This is a genomic window from Bacillus sp. XB1, from assembly GCF_053557995.1.
In genome coordinates this window covers 251,268-270,491 of the sequence record NZ_JBNRIL010000001.1, presented here as the reverse complement: position 1 = coordinate 270,491, position 19,224 = coordinate 251,268, and the positions used below count along the sequence as shown (strand labels likewise).

General features: G+C 33.2%; 17 protein-coding genes. 8 read left to right on the top strand and 9 right to left on the bottom strand.

Going from position 1 to position 19,224, the window contains the following annotated elements; translation table 11 throughout:
- Window positions 1-186: 186 nt before the first annotated feature.
- Both ACK1U5_RS01280 and pepF read left to right on the top strand, forming a co-directional pair.
- Window positions 187-978 (top strand): arylamine N-acetyltransferase family protein, encoded by a 792-nt coding sequence (locus tag ACK1U5_RS01280; protein WP_069604839.1) that lies wholly within the window; start codon window positions 187-189, stop codon window positions 976-978.
- A 117-nt stretch (window positions 979-1,095) separates the two neighbouring features.
- The gene (pepF, locus tag ACK1U5_RS01275) at window positions 1,096-2,883 is read left to right on the top strand and encodes an oligoendopeptidase F (protein WP_069604840.1); all 1,788 of its coding nucleotides are present in this window, start codon (window positions 1,096-1,098) and stop codon (window positions 2,881-2,883) included.
- 46 nt (window positions 2,884-2,929) lie between these two features.
- On the opposite strand, the gene ACK1U5_RS01270 is transcribed toward pepF, so the two are convergent.
- The 5 genes from ACK1U5_RS01270 to ACK1U5_RS01250 form a co-directional block, all read right to left on the bottom strand.
- Window positions 2,930-3,976, bottom strand: a complete 1,047-nt coding sequence (locus tag ACK1U5_RS01270; RefSeq protein WP_001244183.1) for an agmatine deiminase family protein — start codon at window positions 3,974-3,976, stop codon at window positions 2,930-2,932.
- A gap of 187 nt (window positions 3,977-4,163) precedes the next feature.
- Entirely contained in the window at window positions 4,164-4,985 is an 822-nt protein-coding gene (locus ACK1U5_RS01265; protein WP_069604841.1) for a MerR family transcriptional regulator, read from the bottom strand.
- A 42-nt stretch (window positions 4,986-5,027) separates the two neighbouring features.
- A complete protein-coding gene (locus ACK1U5_RS01260; RefSeq protein WP_016111440.1) occupies window positions 5,028-6,005 on the bottom strand; it encodes an agmatine deiminase family protein in 978 nt (325 codons plus the stop codon).
- Between the two features lie 567 nt (window positions 6,006-6,572).
- Window positions 6,573-7,730, bottom strand: coding sequence for an agmatine deiminase family protein (locus ACK1U5_RS01255; RefSeq protein ID WP_069604843.1), 1,158 nt, complete (start codon window positions 7,728-7,730; stop codon window positions 6,573-6,575).
- Window positions 7,731-8,121: 391 nt separating this feature from the next.
- Complete coding sequence (locus ACK1U5_RS01250) at window positions 8,122-9,249, bottom strand: serine hydrolase domain-containing protein (RefSeq protein WP_016118398.1); 1,128 nt, start codon at window positions 9,247-9,249, stop codon at window positions 8,122-8,124.
- A 257-nt stretch (window positions 9,250-9,506) separates the two neighbouring features.
- Here ACK1U5_RS01250 and ACK1U5_RS01245 point away from each other — a divergent pair, with 257 nt between their 5' ends.
- Complete coding sequence (locus ACK1U5_RS01245; protein WP_069604686.1) at window positions 9,507-9,737, top strand: hypothetical protein; 231 nt, start codon at window positions 9,507-9,509, stop codon at window positions 9,735-9,737.
- A gap of 110 nt (window positions 9,738-9,847) precedes the next feature.
- On the opposite strand, the gene ACK1U5_RS01240 is transcribed toward ACK1U5_RS01245, so the two are convergent.
- Window positions 9,848-11,077, bottom strand: a complete 1,230-nt coding sequence (locus ACK1U5_RS01240) for an MFS transporter (protein ID WP_002000388.1) — start codon at window positions 11,075-11,077, stop codon at window positions 9,848-9,850.
- An 86-nt stretch (window positions 11,078-11,163) separates the two neighbouring features.
- Here ACK1U5_RS01240 and ACK1U5_RS01235 point away from each other — a divergent pair, with 86 nt between their 5' ends.
- Window positions 11,164-12,015 carry a LysR family transcriptional regulator gene (locus ACK1U5_RS01235; protein ID WP_069604685.1) on the top strand — a complete coding sequence of 284 codons (852 nt, stop codon included), beginning with the start codon at window positions 11,164-11,166 and terminating at the stop codon, window positions 12,013-12,015.
- The gene (locus ACK1U5_RS01230; RefSeq protein WP_069604684.1) at window positions 12,008-12,517 is read left to right on the top strand and encodes a DUF3916 domain-containing protein; all 510 of its coding nucleotides are present in this window, start codon (window positions 12,008-12,010) and stop codon (window positions 12,515-12,517) included. Before ACK1U5_RS01235 ends, ACK1U5_RS01230 begins: the two co-directional genes overlap by 8 nt.
- A gap of 38 nt (window positions 12,518-12,555) precedes the next feature.
- On the opposite strand, the gene ACK1U5_RS01225 is transcribed toward ACK1U5_RS01230, so the two are convergent.
- The 3 genes from ACK1U5_RS01225 to ACK1U5_RS01215 form a co-directional block, all read right to left on the bottom strand.
- Window positions 12,556-13,500 carry a glycerophosphodiester phosphodiesterase gene (locus tag ACK1U5_RS01225; RefSeq protein ID WP_069604683.1) on the bottom strand — a complete coding sequence of 315 codons (945 nt, stop codon included), beginning with the start codon at window positions 13,498-13,500 and terminating at the stop codon, window positions 12,556-12,558.
- Between the two features lie 391 nt (window positions 13,501-13,891).
- Window positions 13,892-15,511 (bottom strand): FAD-dependent oxidoreductase, encoded by a 1,620-nt coding sequence (locus ACK1U5_RS01220; protein WP_000841674.1) that lies wholly within the window; start codon window positions 15,509-15,511, stop codon window positions 13,892-13,894.
- Window positions 15,512-15,798: 287 nt separating this feature from the next.
- Window positions 15,799-15,930, bottom strand: coding sequence for a hypothetical protein (locus ACK1U5_RS01215; RefSeq protein WP_001227549.1), 132 nt, complete (start codon window positions 15,928-15,930; stop codon window positions 15,799-15,801).
- A 91-nt stretch (window positions 15,931-16,021) separates the two neighbouring features.
- Here ACK1U5_RS01215 and ACK1U5_RS01210 point away from each other — a divergent pair, with 91 nt between their 5' ends.
- The 3 genes from ACK1U5_RS01210 to ACK1U5_RS01200 all read left to right on the top strand — a co-directional run bounded on the left by ACK1U5_RS01210 (window position 16,022) and on the right by ACK1U5_RS01200 (window position 19,028).
- Window positions 16,022-16,366: an ArsR/SmtB family transcription factor gene (locus ACK1U5_RS01210; RefSeq protein ID WP_000571870.1), complete on the top strand. Its 345-nt coding sequence runs from the start codon at window positions 16,022-16,024 to the stop codon at window positions 16,364-16,366.
- Between the two features lie 18 nt (window positions 16,367-16,384).
- On the top strand, window positions 16,385-17,383 hold the full coding sequence (locus ACK1U5_RS01205; RefSeq protein ID WP_069604682.1) for an NADP-dependent oxidoreductase: 999 nt from the start codon (window positions 16,385-16,387) through the stop codon (window positions 17,381-17,383).
- 178 nt (window positions 17,384-17,561) lie between these two features.
- Entirely contained in the window at window positions 17,562-19,028 is a 1,467-nt protein-coding gene (locus ACK1U5_RS01200; RefSeq protein ID WP_069604681.1) for a protein adenylyltransferase SelO, read from the top strand.
- The last annotated feature ends 196 nt before the right edge of the window (window positions 19,029-19,224 follow it).

Here is a 19,224-nt window from a genome sequence, read left to right as displayed (position 1 = left end):
CAAGAAAGCGTTTGCATAGTTTTATCAGAATTATTATAATATTCGTCCCACCGTTAGTAAAGTAGCAATCTCTCACTCTCTCATATTATTTTTAATCTAATTTCAAATATTCAACGTAGTTTTAATTTCACATCCTATTCAAGATTGTTTACAATTTACCTATAAAAGCATAACGGAGGGATTTCGATGACAGACTTTCAAAAACAATTTTTCGCACGATTACATATAGAAGAAAAAGACACAGTTTCATTTGAAGATTTATCTAACATTATGTACGCAATGGCACAAACTGTTCCTTTTGAAAACTTAAATATTCTCGAAAAGAATTTTAAAGAAATATCAAAAGAAAATTTGAAAGAGAAAATTTTAGTAAATAACCGTGGCGGTCTTTGTTATGAACTCAACCCTACTATGTATTACTTCCTGAAAGATTCTGGATTCGATGTTCATCTCGTTTCAGGAACAGTTTATAACGCTGCAAACTCCATATGGGCTGTTGATTCTGGCCATATCGCAACCGTTTTAACACATCATAATGAACTTTATTTAATTGAAGTAGGATTCGGATCATACTTACCTCTTGCCCCTGTCCCTTTCTCAGGTGAAGTCATTCACTCTATTACAGGAGATTATCGTATTCGTAAAGAAATGACCGAAAAGGGAAACTACATTTTAGAGATGCGGAAAAACAATGAGTTCTTGGATCAATCTTCTGCTGATGATTGGACGTTAGGCTATACATTTTATATAGAAGAAGTGGATGAAGAAAAAGCAAATACAGCACAAAAAATTATCGTTGAACATGAAGGATCACCCTTTAATAAAGTACCTCTTATTGTAAAACTAACTGAAGATGGGCATGCCTCTTTAACGAAAGATAGCCTTACAGTAGCAAAAAATGGTAAAAAAACGAAAGAAACCGTTACAGACATGCAATATACAAACCTTTTACATTCAAAATTCGGAATTACACTATAAGTAAGTAAGCCTTGTTATTTCAGCAGGGCTTTTCAATTTTCAGCAGGGATTTTTTGCAATTTGTTGTATTTCATAGTTATATAGAAATATAACTACATGTTTAGAAAGGAAATGATTATGACAGAACTTAAAGATCGATTACAAGTAGCTGATATAGAAAAATGGGATTTAACAGACATTTACCATACAATTGAAGATTGGGAAAGTGATTTTCATAAAATTGAAGTATTAACGAAGGAATTACACGAGTTTAATGGAAATATTCACGATGGCAATAGTTTATTAGCTTATTTAACGAAGAGTGAAGAAGTTTCTAGCATAATATCTTTAATGTTCGCTTATGCACGATTACAATCTGACCTTGATACACGCGATACTGACGCGCAATCTCTTGTCGATAAAGTATCACAATTACACGTGAAAGTAAGTGCAGCGAAATCTTTCTTTTCCCCCTTCTTACTTAGCATAGACGAAAACACATTACATTCTTACATAGAAGAAACAGAAGGCTTACAATATTATAAAGAAGACTTATTTGAATTATACCGTTATAAAAAACACGTATTAAATAAGGACCAAGAAGAAATTTTATCACAAATGGGTGAAGCTCTTTCTTCTCCACAGCACACATTTGGTATGTTAAATAATGCAGATATATTATTTGGTGAAGTGACGACTGACGATGGAGAAAAAGTGAACTTAACACGCGGAATGTATGCAAAGTTAATAGAAGATACAAATCGTGAAAAGCGTAAAGAAGCTTATAAAGCATATTACAAACCATATGTTCAGTTAAAGAATTCCATCGCATCTACTTTATCCGCTGCTATTAAAAATAATGTTACTGTTTCGAAATTAAGAAACTATCCATCAGCGCTAGAGAAATCATTATTTGGCGATATGGTTCCGAAAGAAGTATATGAAAACCTAATTGATACAACGAAAAAAAACATTCAAACATTACATACATACAATGAAATTCGAAAAGAAAAATTAAACGTAGATGAACTAAGACAATACGACTTAGGCGTCGATTTAGTAGAAGGTGCAAAACAAGACATCCCATATAGTGAAGCATTTGACATTATGATTGCATCACTAGCTCCTTTAGGAGAAGAATATATTGAGACATTAAAAAGTTTTAAAGATAAAAGATATATAGACGTAAGAGAAACACCAGGGAAACGTTCTGGTGCTTATAACTTTGGTGTATACGGCGTTCATCCTTTCATTCTTTTAAATCATCACGATGATTTAAACAGCCTGTTCACTCTTACTCATGAATGCGGTCACGGTATGCATACGCACTATTCACATGGATACCAACCAAGAATTTCTGCACATTATTCTATCTTTGTCGCAGAAGTCGCTTCTACAGTAAATGAAGTGTTATTAATTCACTATTTATTAAAAGAAGCAAAAGATACGAACGTGCGGAACCATTTAGTTAACCATTTTATTGAGAAATTTAAAGGTACTTTCTTTACACAAATTATGTTTGCAGAATTTGAAAAAATCACACATGAAATGGCTGAACAAGGTAAACCATTACATGCACAAGTCTTCAGTGAAATTTATGAAAAACTATTTAAAGAATATAACGGTGATTCACTTGTATTTGATGAAGAAGTAAAATACGGATGGGCTAGAATCCCTCATTTCTATCGCCCGTTTTACGTATACAAATATGCAACTGGATTCGCATCTGCCATTCAAATCGCTGATAAACTATTAAGCCGTGATCCGGATGCTCAGAAAAATTATATTGAATTCCTTAAAGGCGGAAGTTCAGACTACCCATTAAACTTATTGAAAAAAGCTGGCGTCGATTTAACAACGCCAGAACCGATTGAAAGTGTATTAAAACAATTCACTCAACTTGTTGAGGAGTTTTCAACATTATAAAAAGTATGCAGAGTATATGCTCTGCATGCTTTTTATTTGAATTACTCTATTCTATATGCTGCTGCGTCACACAATGAATCATACCACCGTATGCATACAATTCGTTAACATATATACCGACAATTCTTCTCCCTGGAAATTGACCTTCAATGATTTGAAGCCCTAATTTATCATGTTCATCACCGTATATAGGTACCAATACAACCTCATTACCAATGTAAAAATTTAAGTACGATCCTTTACAATCTGCTTCTTTTACCACTTTTCTTGTTACTGGTACTGGAATGAGCTGAAATGGCTTTCCATCTATATTTTTCGCTTGCCGTAATTCTTGATAATGCTTTTCGTACGCCTCCAAAAGGTATGGCTCTCCTTCATCGAAAGGATCATATTCATACAGTATCGTATTTTCATTTACAAACCGTGCCGCACCATCAATATGATAATCCGTATCTTCATCATAATTATCTTCTCCGCGTATACCAGTTATCCATATAAAATTTGTTACTCCTAAATATTTCGTTAACTCCATTTCAATTTCTTTCTGACTTAGTGTGGGATTTCGATTTTCATTTATAATAGACGTTTTCGCCGCCATTAAGGTCCCGTTTCCGTTTATCTCAATTCCCCCACCCTCTAGACAGACACTAGATTCAACTTTTGGAATACGATACATTTCACTTATTTTATTCGGAATATTAGCGTCTTTTTCGTACGGATATTTATTTCCCCAACCATTAAATATCCAGTGCGTTAGGCAGCGATTCCCTTCCTTATCCGTTACAAAGATTGGTCCGTTATCTCGTATCCAAATATCATCAGTTTCTTGAATTAAGAAATCAATTTTATCCATATTTACATTAGCTTCAATTAACTTCGATTGGACATGTATTTTCTCTTCTTCATCACATACAACAATATGGACATTTTCTCCATAGTGAAGCTCCTTTGCCATCGATATCCAAATATCATCTAACTTAGCTCTGTAGCCTTCACCTCTATGTGCTTTATCATGTGGCCATTGGAGCCATGTACCTTCATGTTTCTCCCATTCCGCAGGCATATAAAACAAACTATTTTCTATATTTCTCATACGTGTTCACCCCTTATATGAATGTACGTACAGTCTATACTTTGACATCGTGTTAAGGTCAACAGGAATATCTTCATTTACTTGTAGCAACTTTATAAGGTGATTCTTTATTTCTCCTTTTTATTATGATAAATTGCTTTCATACATAGAATAAGGATTGACATAATGTTAATATCAATCCTTATTCTCATTCTATTTTCATAACTAAAAAACAAATTTGTGTCACATACTCTTCTGCTAAACAATCACATTCAGGTCCCTTTATATAAACCTCATATGGCGAATTAATTATTACATCCCCATTTCTTTCAATCCATTCTTCTAACGCTATATAAGCGTAACCTATATAGTCGTAACTTCCATAATGCATAGTAGTAACGATATGATGTGGACTTAGTTGTTTCATTTCATACTCTTGCGCTACGTCATCATCATTCCCCTGCATAACCGGAATTCTTAACTCAATATCACTGTTACTCGGAATATATTCTTCATCATAAAAGACTGCAGATGGAGAACCGACTATTTGAAAGTTATTTTTTTGTACCTCTTCATATAAGTCATAAAAATAATCATCCATATCATCTATATCTATTTTTACTCTTTGAGTAATTAACGTTACTTCGTTACTCATTCCCATTAATATATCGTAACTTCTATGGCGTGCAATATTTAGACTACTATTCACCATTACCATTTCATTCATTTCTGAAATAACCTGTAAATTTTGCTTCACTTCCTGAGACAACTCGATAATTTGTGATTGTATATGTTGAACAAACGAATCTTGATCCGATGACTGCAAAACAATTTTAATTTTTGGAAGAGGAAATTTATACTCCCTTAGCTTTTTTATTTTCAATGCTACTTCCAGCTGCTCTTGTTCATAATACCTATACCCATTAACCGGATTCACATATGCCGGTTTTAATATCTCCTCTTTGTCATAATGTCTTAACATCCGCGTACTCATTTTACAAATCCGAGAAAACTCAGCGATGGTATACATATCAATACTCCTTGAATATATTTTCTTTTCATTACTTATTTATTAAAACCAATCAAAAATCTTCTTCATTGAAAAATTTTCATTCTGATTTTTCAATCTTCTCATTTTCGAAGGTAACAAATGACTTGGACAATACCACGTTAAACAATTCATCGCGCCTCCCATTGTTGATATTTCTCCTACATGAATTTGAATAACTTGTTTCTCCGTATACTGTTGAATATATCGTAAAACTTCCTCATCTTTAGCTAGTCCAAACTTAGGAACATAAAGAGCATCACATGATTCTAACATATTTATATACAACCCTTTTGCCGATGCTATCTCTTGATCATATTGTCCTTTCTCTGTATATGATGAAGGAACAACTATAAATTCAGCTTTTGGCATTTGTTCTTTAATAATCTCTTGAACACTATATCTAAATTCATGATCCCCTAAAAAATCACTAATAAACATTGTATGTTCATCAATAAATTTAACCATTCCGTCTGCGTGTGCTAGTACATCCCCTTCCTCAGCAGGAATAATAATAACTCGGCTCACATCTAAATCCCATTCTAACTGCTCAATAATTTCCTCTTCTGTCCAATCATCGTTATCATCAAATATGCGTTCTGTTAATATTACAGTATCTTTTTTATTCCAAATAAGATTACCACCATCTAATATTAATGGGGATTTTACATATTCAAAGTCATTCTTTTTCAACCATTTATTAAATTGTTGATCTAAATATCGCCCTTGATCATTTGGCAAATAATTTGGTCGATATTTAAATTTAACTAGATGATTTGTGACAACCGGTGCAACATCTCTTAGCCAAATATCATCATACTCAAAACAGCTCGTATGAAAGTCTTGTTCTTCAACAGATAAAGATATAAGTTGATCCGCAATTGATTTCTTTTCATTTAAACATTCATTAAAGTAAATCAAGTCTTCATAAAATGGTTGATAATATTCATTTGATTCGTCTGGTATTGCAGTAAAAATAATGCCATTATGTTTTTGTTCCATATTATTTACCTCACTTTTTAATAGTAGTTACATAACTGATTTTACAAAGTCAACTATTCCTAATTTTATGTCTTTTGTCGTTACAACTCATGCAACATGTACATTTTATGAATGGATTATAGCATGGAGAAATATTATATATTTATATAAAAAATATAAGGCTGACGTTAAGCCTTAAATTGACTCTTGACAAGTTTTTTAAATACCATATTTTAAAACAACAATAAATGATTAAATGATAACTCGATTCATTACCATCCAATTTCAGTTCTTGTATAAACTGAATGACTTCTTTCATAAGAAACACACTTAGAACAACCCCTAAGCAAATTAAAACTACATTTAAAATGTACTGTAAAACGATAGGGAAATACGAAAAAACTATTTTAAAATTCTTTAACACAAACATTTTTCTCCTTTACCATATAAAACGAAAAGCGAATATACACTATAATTAATTTATCATTATATTAAAATTTTATTATTATAAATAATAAGGAACGACAAAATAGGTAATAAGATTCCACCTATTTTGTCTATATAGCAGAACAACGAAATTACAATCAATTACTTCAATGCAATGGGTTGTTGTTGTGTCACACAATGAATCATACCGCCGTTTTTATACAACTCTCTCACATCAATACCGACTACTTTATGACCTGGGTATAACTTCTGAATCGTATCGTTTGCGATTTTATCATTCGGATCATTATAATTAGGCACTAATACAACTGTATTTCCGATATAATAATTGATATATGACCCCTTATAATCGAGAGTTTTTCCATTTTCTAAAGCAACCTTTTCTTTACTAAGCGGCAAGTATTCATACTTATATTTCTGTCCTGAAGCATTTTTTGCATCTAACAATGTATCCATATCTTTATTAGATAAACCCCATTCGGCTAGGTCATCTTCTTTCATCGTTACAATGGTAGATTTATTATGGAATTTAGCAAATCCATCAATATGAAAGTCCGTAATATCTAAATTAGGTACTCCGTCTAACCAAATAAAGTTTGATACCCCAAGGTCACTTATATATTTTTCAATTTCCTTTTCTGATAAATCAGGATTTCTATTTTTATTCGTCACCGCACTTCGAGTTAATAAAGCAGTCCCATTGCTGTCTAATTCAATTGCGCCGCCTTCAAGGACAAATTTTCCCCAATCAACTCTTTCAATTCCTGATTGTTTACTAACATTTTTACGTATTTGAGCATCATTTTTATACGATGTTTTCTTCCCCCAACCATTAAATGCTGGATCTAATATTTTGAGATTTTTATTGCTGTCATAAATAAAAATTGGTCCACTGTCCCTTGCCCATACATCATCAGTAGGCGCGATAAAGAAATCAATCTTCTCCATATTTAACCCTTCATCTGTTAAAAGGTTATTGATTCTTTCTTTTTCTTCCTGGTCATATGCAACAATGTGGACTTTCTCACCCTCAGTTAAAGCACTTGCCATCTTAACCCAAATAGGTTCAACTTCCTTCTTATACTCTTCACCATATGTGTATTCATGTGGCCATTGCAGCCATGTACCTTCATGTTTATCTTTTTCATCTGGCATCGTATATTTCCCAGCATTTTTCTGTACCTCTACTTTTTCCCCTTCTTTCCCTTTAACATTTTCATTGTTCCCCTCAAAAGAGCATCCACTAATAATCGTTGTAGATAATGTAGCTATTAAACAAAACTTTATTGCTTTTTTCATTTTTTCAACCTCCTGTTCTTGTCTCCAATAATGTAAAGCTTCACATAGTGTGAAGCTCAAGCTTTTTTATCAATGTAAAAATTACCAATTGTTCTTTGCATTACTTAACATTTAACTACCTATTTAGATTTATTCAAATGCCAATCGCCTTTCTTACCTATTTATCCCGTTATTTATGGGCAGTAAGACCCCCACCTCAAAATTCAGCGGAAGCAAAGAATTTAAGTGGGGCCCTGTTGCCCGTAAAAGCCCGATTGATGAGGGCTTCTACTCAGTGGTGGATGAACAAAGCCTCTCCACTGATTAAAGTTTCACTTTATTCAGTAAGTAACACTTTACAAAATAAAAAAATCGGTATTGATAATTCCATATCAATACCGATTTTTTATAATTATTTTCCTTCTATTAAATCATTCGCCATTTTCCTAAATTCTTGATTAAATGCATCATTCATACCATTTTGGACGTTAGAAAATAATATGACAAACGTTCGTTTATCCCAGTTAAAATTATTAAAAGTGTTCCAGCCAGCTAATACACCATGGTTATGATAATAATCTGGGTAAATATAGAAACTAAATCCATATTTTCTTGCAGGTGATGCAGAAAACATATCTGATACACTTTGTTTAGAAAGTAGTTTACCATCCATAATAGCTTCATCTAACTTTTTCATATCTTCAACAGTCGTATACATTTCACCACAACCATACAGCCAGTTCATTTTTAAGCGAGGTGTGGCTATTAACTTATTATCTTTTTTCGTATACCCTTCTGCTAAGAAAATATCTTCTGGGAGTGTTGCGCCCATTCCAGATTCATTCATTCCAACAGGAGTCAAAATATTTTCTTTCACATATTCAGCAAGTGGTTTATTTGATATTTTTTCTACAATATATGCAAGCACCATATAATTATAATCTGTATATTTCCATCCTGTCCCTGCTGGAAATTGTAACGTTTGTGCCCCAATCCACGTTACTAATTTTAACCGTGATGCTGCGTCAACACTACCTTGTCCCTGTTCTGGTAATCCAGACGTATGTGTTAACAAGTTTCGTAACGTAATGTTTTTATCTGCTGGAAACGATGGGATATATTTATTTACATTGTCTTCAATGTTCAACTTCCCTTTTTCTTTTAGTTGCATAATAGATATTGCAACAACTGTTTTCGTAATAGAGCCAATGCGATATTTCGTTCTTGGCGTTGTTAGTACTTGATCTTTCACATTCGCATAACCGTAGCCTTTTCGTAAAATGACATGACCTTTACTTGCTACAAGAACACTCCCATTAAATCCTTTATCTTTTAAGTACTGATCTAGTTTTCCAGCTGCAATTTCATAACGCTTTTTCTCATTCGCATCAATTTCCTGCTTAACATCTTTTTGCTTACTATTTACATTAGAAAATGCCTTTGCATCATATTTTTTTCCTTTATTTGCATGTATTAGTGTAACAACACTTCCACAAAAAACAGCAAAAATAAAGAAAATGATTAACCATTTCTTTAACATACTAGGAGCCCTCTTTTATCTAGTTTCACTTAACGTACATCCATTCTATTTTATATCTTTTAATTATCAAGTATATTATAATATTATTTAATATTCACTCTGTTAAAACTAGATTCCTTTTTCTCACTTTCAATTTTGACTACTCTCTATTGTATTTCTTTCTTGCAAAATTTCCAACATACAATCGGATGCATTACAATATAATTTCAAATTCTTTTGTAACATTTGTTACATACTAAAAAGAATGGAGATGTAATATGAAAAACACCGATAAACGCAATCGTTTAGATCATAAGATGTTTCATTATCGGATAACAAAAAATAACATGTTATTAATTGAATATTACGCAAAACAGATTATGGCATTAAAAGGAAATGATGCTGAAAAATTTTTAAATAAAATAAATCATGCAAATAACAATAAAGAAAAACAGCTAATTATGGCTAAAATTACAGGTAATTTCAAAAGAGGTAATGAACGAAATTGAAAACGAATCTCATTTACATTTTGATTATACAACAAATAAAAAAAGAAATGTCGCTCATTCAACATTTCTTTAGACTTTCTTCATAAAAAATTTACATTGCTAACATTCCTTTATTTTCTATACTTCCTATATAAGCTAACCGCTGAAATAGTTAGTAATACAACTATGCATAACCACGCATACGTATATCCCTTCTTATCTACAATATAACCAAATAAAGCAGGCGCAGCAATAATAGCAATTTGATTTAATGTAAGTGCAAAACTCACTGTCATCCCTACCGATTCTTCACTTGCTGATTCCGCAACTTCAGTTATAAAAAGACTAAACCATCCAATTGAAAAGAACCCTAACAATGCACTTACACCATACAATACATTCGTTATTGTATGTATGCTCATTACTAATATTAGAATGAAGAAAATAGAAATACAAACAGTTATAAATAAGAGGGTACGCCGATTTCCCTTATAAAACAAATCACTAGTAGCTGCTAATATAACCCTACCAACCATTCCAGAAAAGAACATAACGGAAAATACTTTTCCAGCTAAAATTGGCGTGATTGATTGTTCCAATACTAAAAATTTTATAAAGTGTGCAACTAACACCATTTGCAATGAAATCATACAAATGCCAGTTATATAAATTGCATACAATTCTTTTTTACACATCACTTCTTTTAACTGCATCCAAAAAGAAAGTTTACTACGTTCTTGTTTAACTTTCTCTTGAATATATGGTTCCTTATAAAATATAAAAAATAAAAACCCTCCAATTATACAAATGCATGCAATGCTATTTACCGCATAGGCCATATTATATTTTATTGTAAGAAACGGGATCAATACTCCCGCTAATGTACCACCAATCGGTATACCGGCTTGTCTAATCCCCATCGCTAACCCGCGATTTTCTTTTGAGAACCACTTCATTATCACCTTACTTCCTCCTGGCTGCGAAACACTATAAAACGTTCCTACTAATAAAAGTACAAAGAGTAACCCATTAAATCCATTGACCATATTAGTCAGTAAAAACGAACTTCCTAGTAAAAATGAACTTATCGAAATTAACAACTTTTCATTGTATTGATCAAGTAGCCGCCCGACAAAAAGCATACAAAATAGCGGTCCTATATTTACAACACTTACTAACAATCCAATCTCCGTATTCGTAAGTGCATATTCTTCTTTCCAAAATAAAGCAAACGCTCCAACACCATACGTTATAAGTGTCGCTGTTGTTTGAGCAACCGTCGCAAAAATTAACATAACCCACTTATAAGTACTATTCACCCTTTCTTCCATTAACACAATAATCCCTCCATCCCCTTCCATTGTATAAAAGTTCTGATATCATATAAAATAAAGATTTATCATGTAATCCATCAAAAAAAATGATACCTTTTCTGGAGGGATGATACTTGGATATAAAAGATTTAACTGTATTTTACGAAGTTGCGAAAGAAAAAAACATATCTCATGCAGCTAAAAATTTAAACTATGTACAGTCTGGCGTAACAATGCGTATGAAACAACTAGAAAACGAATTAGGTGTGCCTTTATTTTATCGAAACGGAAAAGGTGTAACTTTAACTTCTAACGGTGAGATTTTATTAACATACGCCAAACAAATTATCCACTTAATGGATCAATCTGTTAAAGCAGTTCAAAGTAATAGGATCGAACCAAGAGGCACTTTAAAAATTGGATGTACAGAATCTACAACCGCTGTAAGACTTCCATCTATATTAATGGCCTATTATGAGAAATACCCAAAAGTCGAATTAATTTTAGAATCAAATACGACGGAACAATTAATTAGGCTTGTACTAGAACGAAAACTGGACGGAGCGTTTATAGCTGGCTCTACTCAGCATGCTGAACTTCATACAAATATATTTCGTGAAGAAGAATTAGTTCTCATTAGCAAAAAGCCTTTATCTTCCTTTAAAGACATAGGAGACATGAATTTACTTGCATTTAGTCACGGATGCTATTATAGAAATTTATTAGAAGATTGGCTTCAAGAAGAAGGAATTTCACCTAAGCGAGTATTTGAGTTTGGAACAATTGAAGCGATACTCGCATGTGTAAAATCAGGTATGGGCATAGCAATTATGATGAAGTCTATTTTAAATGGTCATAAACATGACATATCATTCAATCCTTTACCAAATAGCTTCAAAAAAGTTCCTACTACTTTTATTACTAGAAAAGATATATATCACTCTGCTGCATTACAAAAATTTATGGAGATGACTCGCAATGCGTGAAAAGAAAATACGTGGTATGAAACGAAAAACAAACACTATGATAAAGCGAATTGAGGAACATATAAAAACGTTTCCTTCTACTTTCTATAACGATGAATATTGGAATATGCTATTGCCAGTTTCGCAAGCTTTTATTGACTCTCGTAAAACACCTAGAAAAGTAAAACGGTTATGTATTCAAACCTTATTAAATCAAGCAAATCATTTAATAAATATGAAACCGAGCGATACACATACATATCGAGTTGTTGTTTTGATTTCTATAAATAATTTGTGGGATTCGCAAATCATTATATTTAAAAATGAGGACTACTTTCATAATTTCTTTAATAGAGATAGTGAATTTCAAAAATGGATTCTTCTTTCAAATGAAATTGATTTTTGGGAGACATGGGAAATTTCAGTTTGTCATTCCTTCAAAACGCTTCACTTTCAAGAAATTATTTATGATGCAGATAAATGCTATGAAAAAGAGATTACGTTTATCGGGGAGTTAAATTAAAAAGGGTATACCTAAAACACTGGTATACCCTTTTCCACTTATTTTTCCTTTAATACACTATGTAATCGATCCGGATAATTTGTAAACATTCCTGTAGCACCCCATTTGATTAACAGTCTCATATCGGGTTTCTCATTAATTGTATAAGGGTGAATTAACAGTCCATTTTTCCTAGCCATTTTCATATATGACTCATCAATAATTAGTTCTCCGTTATCATTACGTAAGTTTGGTCCAATACCAGCTGCATACTTTTTAATTTCTTGAAAATCATCATTTGTTACACTTTTCGGTTCATGTGTAATACCAGACCATTCAACAATTTCATTGTTTTCATTTGGATAATACCAAAGCAATTGAACTAACGGAATATTTTCATTCATACTATGAATCTTTTTCAAACTATCTTTACTAAATGATTGAATCATAACACGGCTAGAAGACATGTTTTGGCCTACTAAATTATATTTTTGTAACAACGCCAACAATTTCTCTTCCATTCCTGGATACACATCTGGTGATTTTGTTTCAATATAATACTTCATACTTCTTCCATACTTTTGGAAGATTTCTTCAAGAGTTGGAACCTTTTGCCCAACATACTCTTGCTTAGCCTTTTCTGGATACGCTTTATTAAACCATGATCCAGCATCTAAACTCTTTATTTCGCTTAACGTTTTATCTCGTACTTCGCCTGTTCCATTTGTAGTGCGATCAACTGCTGTATCATGCATTGCAATTAATTGACCATCCTTTGTTAATTGAATATCTAACTCTAAATAATCCGCTTTCATTTTTTTAACTAAATCATAAGAAGCAAAAGTATGCTCAGGTGCATGTCCACTTGCTCCGCGATGTGCAATATTTAAAAACTTATTCGTATTCCATTCATGCTTTTCTTCTGCTTTCGCATGAACAGCTCCCCCAGCAAAGATGCTTCCTGTCATAAAGAAAATAACTAAAACGCTAATAATCTTTCTCATCCTTCAAACCCTTCCTACGTTGCAAATTTCAACAAGCTAATGAGATTTACACGAAATAGAAGACACACTTTCATTATTTTTATAAACCTATATTAAAATTCCAATCTTACAAATATTTTCTATATTATTAATATAGAAAACTAGTATTATCCTATTTAATTTCTATAGCCCTCCTTTTCACATGTAACTCCTTATTTTGTACGGTTCATTCAATAAAAAAAGCCATAAATTATTTAGAATACACTCCTGTATCCCTAAATAAATTTATGGCTTTTCTCAAATATCTCCGGCCTCTATTAACTTGTCGAATTTAATCATATCAAACCTATTGAAATTTGTGAATATTTTTTTCAGTACAGTGAAGTACATAAAACAATATTTCTGTAGTTACTTAAAAATCACATAATAAATTTCTCATTACCTCTTCCAATACTATATCTGGATTTACTACCGTTTTTTCCGAACGCCATCCGATAAAGCCATCTGGTCTAATTAATACAGCACCTCCATTCTCTATACCATATAATTTGCTAAAAATATCTTCTGGAACAATAAAGTCTCCACTTAAGCCAACACGATACCCTTTTAGATGTATTCCTAATTTAGCTGAAACAGCATGTGCTGCCTCAGCCCAAGAACTATTTTCTACTCCTGTAAGTAATACAAAACTGTTACCGAATAAGTCTAATGTAGAAACTTTCTTCCCCTCATACGTTCCCCATAAATGTGGCGCTCGCGTTCCAGGTCTTCCGTTCAACTCTATGCTATCCATTCTATGCGGAGTGACTGAATCATCTATAATCGCCTCTGAACAATACTGATATCCAACTGTAACAGCTAAACCATCCATATTATTCAAACTGCCTTCCTCTCTATTCGCAGCACGAAACAGTAAACTACTTGCATAAGCTGTCGTTAATTTTGCAACAGAGTGTCTCTCCTCATGATATGTTTCTAACAATTTTGGTTTTGCCTTCCCTTTTATAACAGCCGCTAATTTCCAAGCTAGATTGTGCGCATCTTGTATTCCTGTATTTGAACCAAATCCTCCTGTTGGCGGCATAATATGTGCAGAATCGCCAACTAAAAAGGTTCGATTTCCTTGAAATTTCACCGCTGTACTTTCAGCGGCTTCCCACGGTAAAACACTTAATATTTTTGATTCAACATTTGTACTTCCAATTGCTATTTGAATAATTTGTTTACAACGTTCTATAGTGAAGTCCTCTAGCCCCTCTCCTTTTAATGGATCGTAGGCTACATGATAAATCCATTTTTTTACGTTATCAACCGGGATAAGTGCACCAAGAACCTCCGGATGAAGTACCATCGAAAAACCGAATGCATCTCCTTGTATAAACTCACTTAAATCAGCTTCAAAATAAATATTCATATAATAGCCACCAATGGTTCCACGACCCTCAGTTTTAATCCCTAACTGCTCACGTATTTTACTTTTCGCTCCATCCGCTGCAATTACATAGTCACAATGTATGACACTTTCTTTTTCTGTTTCACGATTTCGAATCGTTGCTTTTACCCCGTTTTCATTTTGTTCAAATGAAACTAATTCATGATAAAAAGATAGTTGCTCGCCTAATGTTTTCGCTTCTTGTAACATCATCTCTTCTAAAATAATTTGATAACACGCAGTTTGTTTTGATGGACTAATCTTTTCTATTTTTTGAAGTAACTCTTCATCGTTTCCGTATTGCGTCGCTCTCATTTGTTCCAATTCTTCTTTATTCGCCTCAGCTATTGTATGAACCGCTATTCTTCCTCTGCAGTTCTCTAATGCTTTACCTGCCAATTTAATTCTTTTTTCCAAGCCTAATTCTCGAAATAACTCCATTGTACGTAAAGTAAGACCGCCTGCTTTCGGATGAATGGCAGTAGACGGATGCCTTTCAATAAGTAAGTACTCAATATTATGTTTTGCAAGAAATAACGCAGACGCTAACCCAGATAATCCCCCTCCAACAATTAAAACTGGTACATAATTCGATTTCATATATTTACCCTCCACATCATTGTTCTGAGCTCAGTGACATAAATATAATCAAAAAAAACATTAAAATATAGACTTATATTTCATTTTGAATTATCATATAAATAGATTACGCCCCAAAATTCCTTTTACCTTTTCATACATCTATAATCCACCTGAATTGTGTCTGTATGAAAGTGTAAAACAAAAGAATGTACTTTACGTTGAACCATGTTCTATCGTAAAAATCAAAAATAATACAAACATTATAAGCGGTCGTAACCTTATGGATTATACAAGGTTACGACCGCTTATTTTATTGTTACATCATTTTTTGTTTTTAAAACTTCATCTATTGTGTTATGTAATCCTTCCAATCCCTTTTCTATCTCCCTATAATTTTCAACAATAAAAAATTCATTCGTCTCGATTTTCTTTCTCAATATTGCACCTCATGCAACAATCATGTAGCATTACCGTATCGAAGTAATGGTTCATCATCTTAAACCTTTCGACTAATTACCTGGAGGCAAAGTGATTGAAATGAATAAACAAGAACAATTAAATATTATAAAAAAAGATTTTATTGATTCTCAAAAAGTATTATTGGCAATTGGTGATGAAACACGTCAAGCTATTTTATTAGTGCTAATGGAAACGGAATGTCAAACAGGATTACGTGTAGGAGAAATTACGAAGCAAACACACCTTTCCCGTCCAGCAGTATCACATCACCTTAAGATTTTACGAGAAGCTGGCATTATTTTAATGAGAAAAGAAGGTACAAAAAACTTTTATTATATTGATATACGTACAAAATTAGGTTTATTAAAAAATCTTGTATTAGATATTGAGAAGCTATTGCAAAACTTTTATTAAAACTTGGAGGTATAAGAAATGAAAGCAATGATAATTGATAGATATGGAAAAGTCCCAATGCGTATGGCAGAGGTACCTACTCCTGAAATTAATGAGTATGAAGTGCTCGCAGAAATTCATGCAGCTAGTATTAACCCAATTGATTTTAAAATACGTGATGGAAAAGTTAAAATGTTACTGAAATATGAAATGCCTCTAATCCTTGGGAATGACTTTTCCGGTGTCATCACGAAGGTTGGATCAAAAGTGACTCGTTTTAAAGTCGGTGATGAAATATATGCTCGTCCAAGAAAAAATAAGATTGGTACTTTCGCGGAGTATATAGCCATTCATGAAGATGATATTGCTTTAAAACCAAAAAATCTAAGTTTTGAGGAAGCGGCTTCGATTCCACTCGTTGGCTTAACATCATATCAAGCATTACATGACATCATGCAATTACAAAAAGGTCAAAAGATTTTAATTCACGCCGGATCCGGTGGTGTTGGTACTTTCGCTATTCAGCTAGCAAAAATAATGGGTGCCATTGTTACAACGACTGCTAGTGAAGCTGGTGCGAATTTAGTAACGTCTCTTGGCGCAGATGAAATTATTAATTACAAAACAGAGAAATTTGAAGATATACTACAAAATTATGATGCCGTATTTGATACAATCGGCGGTGCAACACTTGAAAAATCATTCAATATTATAAAAAGGGGAGGAAACATTGTTTCCGTTTCAGGCATGCCGAATGCTCGCTTCGGTAAAGAATTTGGTTCAGGATTCTTTAAAACTCTCTTATTTTCATTAGCCAGCAAAAAACTTACTGCACTTGAAAAAAAGCATAATGCTCAATATTCATTTTTATTTATGAAGCCAAGTGGGGATCAATTACGTACTATTGCAAACTATATTGAAGCTGGACAAATCAAACCTGTAATCGATCGAGTTTTTCCTTTTGAAGATGCGCAAAAAGCAATGGAATATTCAGAGTCTGGAAGAGCAAAAGGAAAAATAATTGTAAAAATTAAATAATAATAAAACCTCCATTTTCTTAAAATGGAGGTTTTAAATTTGCTGTTAAATAGACATAGTGCAATGAAGTCCTTACAATAGATTGCAAGGGGAAATATTATATTATACTTTTAGTTAACTTTACAAAGAATACATACGTACAAATACATAACTTAAAATACAAAAAGGAGGAGATACAATGACTAAAAATAATGAAACAGGTTGGAATTTAGATAATAGTTATACGACTTTACCACAATCATTTTATACAGAAATCCCCCCTACTCCCGTAAGTTCACCGGAGTTAGTTAAACTAAACCATTCATTAGCGATATCTCTTGGCTTGACCCCTGAAGAACTGAAAAAGGAAGCTGAAATTGCTATTTTCGCTGGTAATGCACTCCCAGAAGGAGCTCATCCATTAGCTCAAGCATATGCTGGCCATCAATTCGGACATTTTAATATGTTAGGCGACGGTCGTGCTCTTTTAATTGGCGAACAAATTACTCCTTCAGGTAAGCGTTTCGATATTCAACTGAAAGGTTCTGGCCCTACTCCCTATTCACGCCGAGGAGATGGTCGTGCTGCACTCGGTCCGATGCTACGTGAATATATTATTAGCGAAGCAATGTATGCACTCGATATTCCAACTACCCGCAGTTTAGCAGTTGTCACAACCGGTGAACCAACATATCGTGAAACAAAGTTACCTGGAGCAATTTTAACTAGAGTAGCTAGTAGCCATATACGCGTCGGTACATTTCAATATGCTGCAGCTCGTGGTTCAATAGAGGACCTGAAATCACTAGCTGACTATACGATAAAAAGGCATTACCCAGAAATTGAATCCCATGAAAACCGATATACTGCATTACTACAAGCAGTCATTAAAAGACAAGCTAGTCTTATCGCAAAATGGCAACTTGTTGGATTTATTCACGGTGTAATGAACACTGACAATATAACGATCAGTGGCGAAACAATTGATTACGGTCCTTGTGCATTTATGGACAATTACGACCAAGGAACCGTATTTAGCTCTATTGACACACAAGGTCGTTATGCATATGGAAATCAACCATATATGGCCGCATGGGATCTCGCACGACTAGCAGAATCTTTAATACCGATTCTGCACGAAGATGATGATGAAGCACTAAAAATCGCTCAAGACGAAATTTCGAAATTTAGCGTACAGTATGAAAACCATTGGTTCCTTGGAATGAAAAAGAAATTAGGACTATTTAGTACCGAAGAACAAGATCAACCACTTATTGAGCAACTTTTAAAAATGATGGAGAAATATAAAGCGGATTATACAAATACATTCCGTTCATTAACTCTTGATGCTATTGAAAATACAGCTCTATTTGAAAGTCCTGAATATAAAGATTGGTACAAACTGTGGCAATCTCGATTAAAAAGACAAGAACAATCGAAAGAAAACGCCTACGAAATGATGAAAAATAATAACCCATCCATCATCCCGAGGAACCATCGTGTAGAAGAAGCACTAGAAGCAGCTGTTACAAATGGAGACTTTAGCGTAATGGAGAAACTTCTTGAAGCTTTATCAAACCCTTATGCGTATTCGACAGATCAAGAAGAATACTGCATTCCGCCTGCACCGACGAATCGCCCTTATCGTACTTTTTGTGGGACTTGATTGTTTAATATGTAAAAAGGTGCGTTCATATAAATTGTGTGAACGCACCCTTTTTATATCCCCCCACTCAACTAAAACTTTAAAATGCACATCCCCCGATGCCATTTCTTTAATCCAAAACAAATTCTACATTATTCCAATAGACTTACTCGTAAGCTTGTTAAACAAATATTGAGAAATATAAAACATCATTTCT

Coding starts and splice junctions, on each gene's coding strand:
- ACK1U5_RS01280 (WP_069604839.1), top strand. CDS start 187: ATGACAGACTTTCAAAAACAATTTTTCGCACGATTACATATAGAAGAA.
- pepF (WP_069604840.1), top strand. CDS start 1,096: ATGACAGAACTTAAAGATCGATTACAAGTAGCTGATATAGAAAAATGG.
- ACK1U5_RS01270 (WP_001244183.1), bottom strand. CDS start 3,976: ATGAGAAATATAGAAAATAGTTTGTTTTATATGCCTGCGGAATGGGAG.
- ACK1U5_RS01265 (WP_069604841.1), bottom strand. CDS start 4,985: ATGTATACCATCGCTGAGTTTTCTCGGATTTGTAAAATGAGTACGCGG.
- ACK1U5_RS01260 (WP_016111440.1), bottom strand. CDS start 6,005: ATGGAACAAAAACATAATGGCATTATTTTTACTGCAATACCAGACGAA.
- ACK1U5_RS01255 (WP_069604843.1), bottom strand. CDS start 7,730: ATGAAAAAAGCAATAAAGTTTTGTTTAATAGCTACATTATCTACAACG.
- ACK1U5_RS01250 (WP_016118398.1), bottom strand. CDS start 9,249: ATGTTAAAGAAATGGTTAATCATTTTCTTTATTTTTGCTGTTTTTTGT.
- ACK1U5_RS01245 (WP_069604686.1), top strand. CDS start 9,507: ATGAAAAACACCGATAAACGCAATCGTTTAGATCATAAGATGTTTCAT.
- ACK1U5_RS01240 (WP_002000388.1), bottom strand. CDS start 11,077: ATGGAAGGGGATGGAGGGATTATTGTGTTAATGGAAGAAAGGGTGAAT.
- ACK1U5_RS01230 (WP_069604684.1), top strand. CDS start 12,008: ATGCGTGAAAAGAAAATACGTGGTATGAAACGAAAAACAAACACTATG.
- ACK1U5_RS01225 (WP_069604683.1), bottom strand. CDS start 13,500: ATGAGAAAGATTATTAGCGTTTTAGTTATTTTCTTTATGACAGGAAGC.
- ACK1U5_RS01220 (WP_000841674.1), bottom strand. CDS start 15,511: ATGAAATCGAATTATGTACCAGTTTTAATTGTTGGAGGGGGATTATCT.
- ACK1U5_RS01205 (WP_069604682.1), top strand. CDS start 16,385: ATGAAAGCAATGATAATTGATAGATATGGAAAAGTCCCAATGCGTATG.
- ACK1U5_RS01200 (WP_069604681.1), top strand. CDS start 17,562: ATGACTAAAAATAATGAAACAGGTTGGAATTTAGATAATAGTTATACG.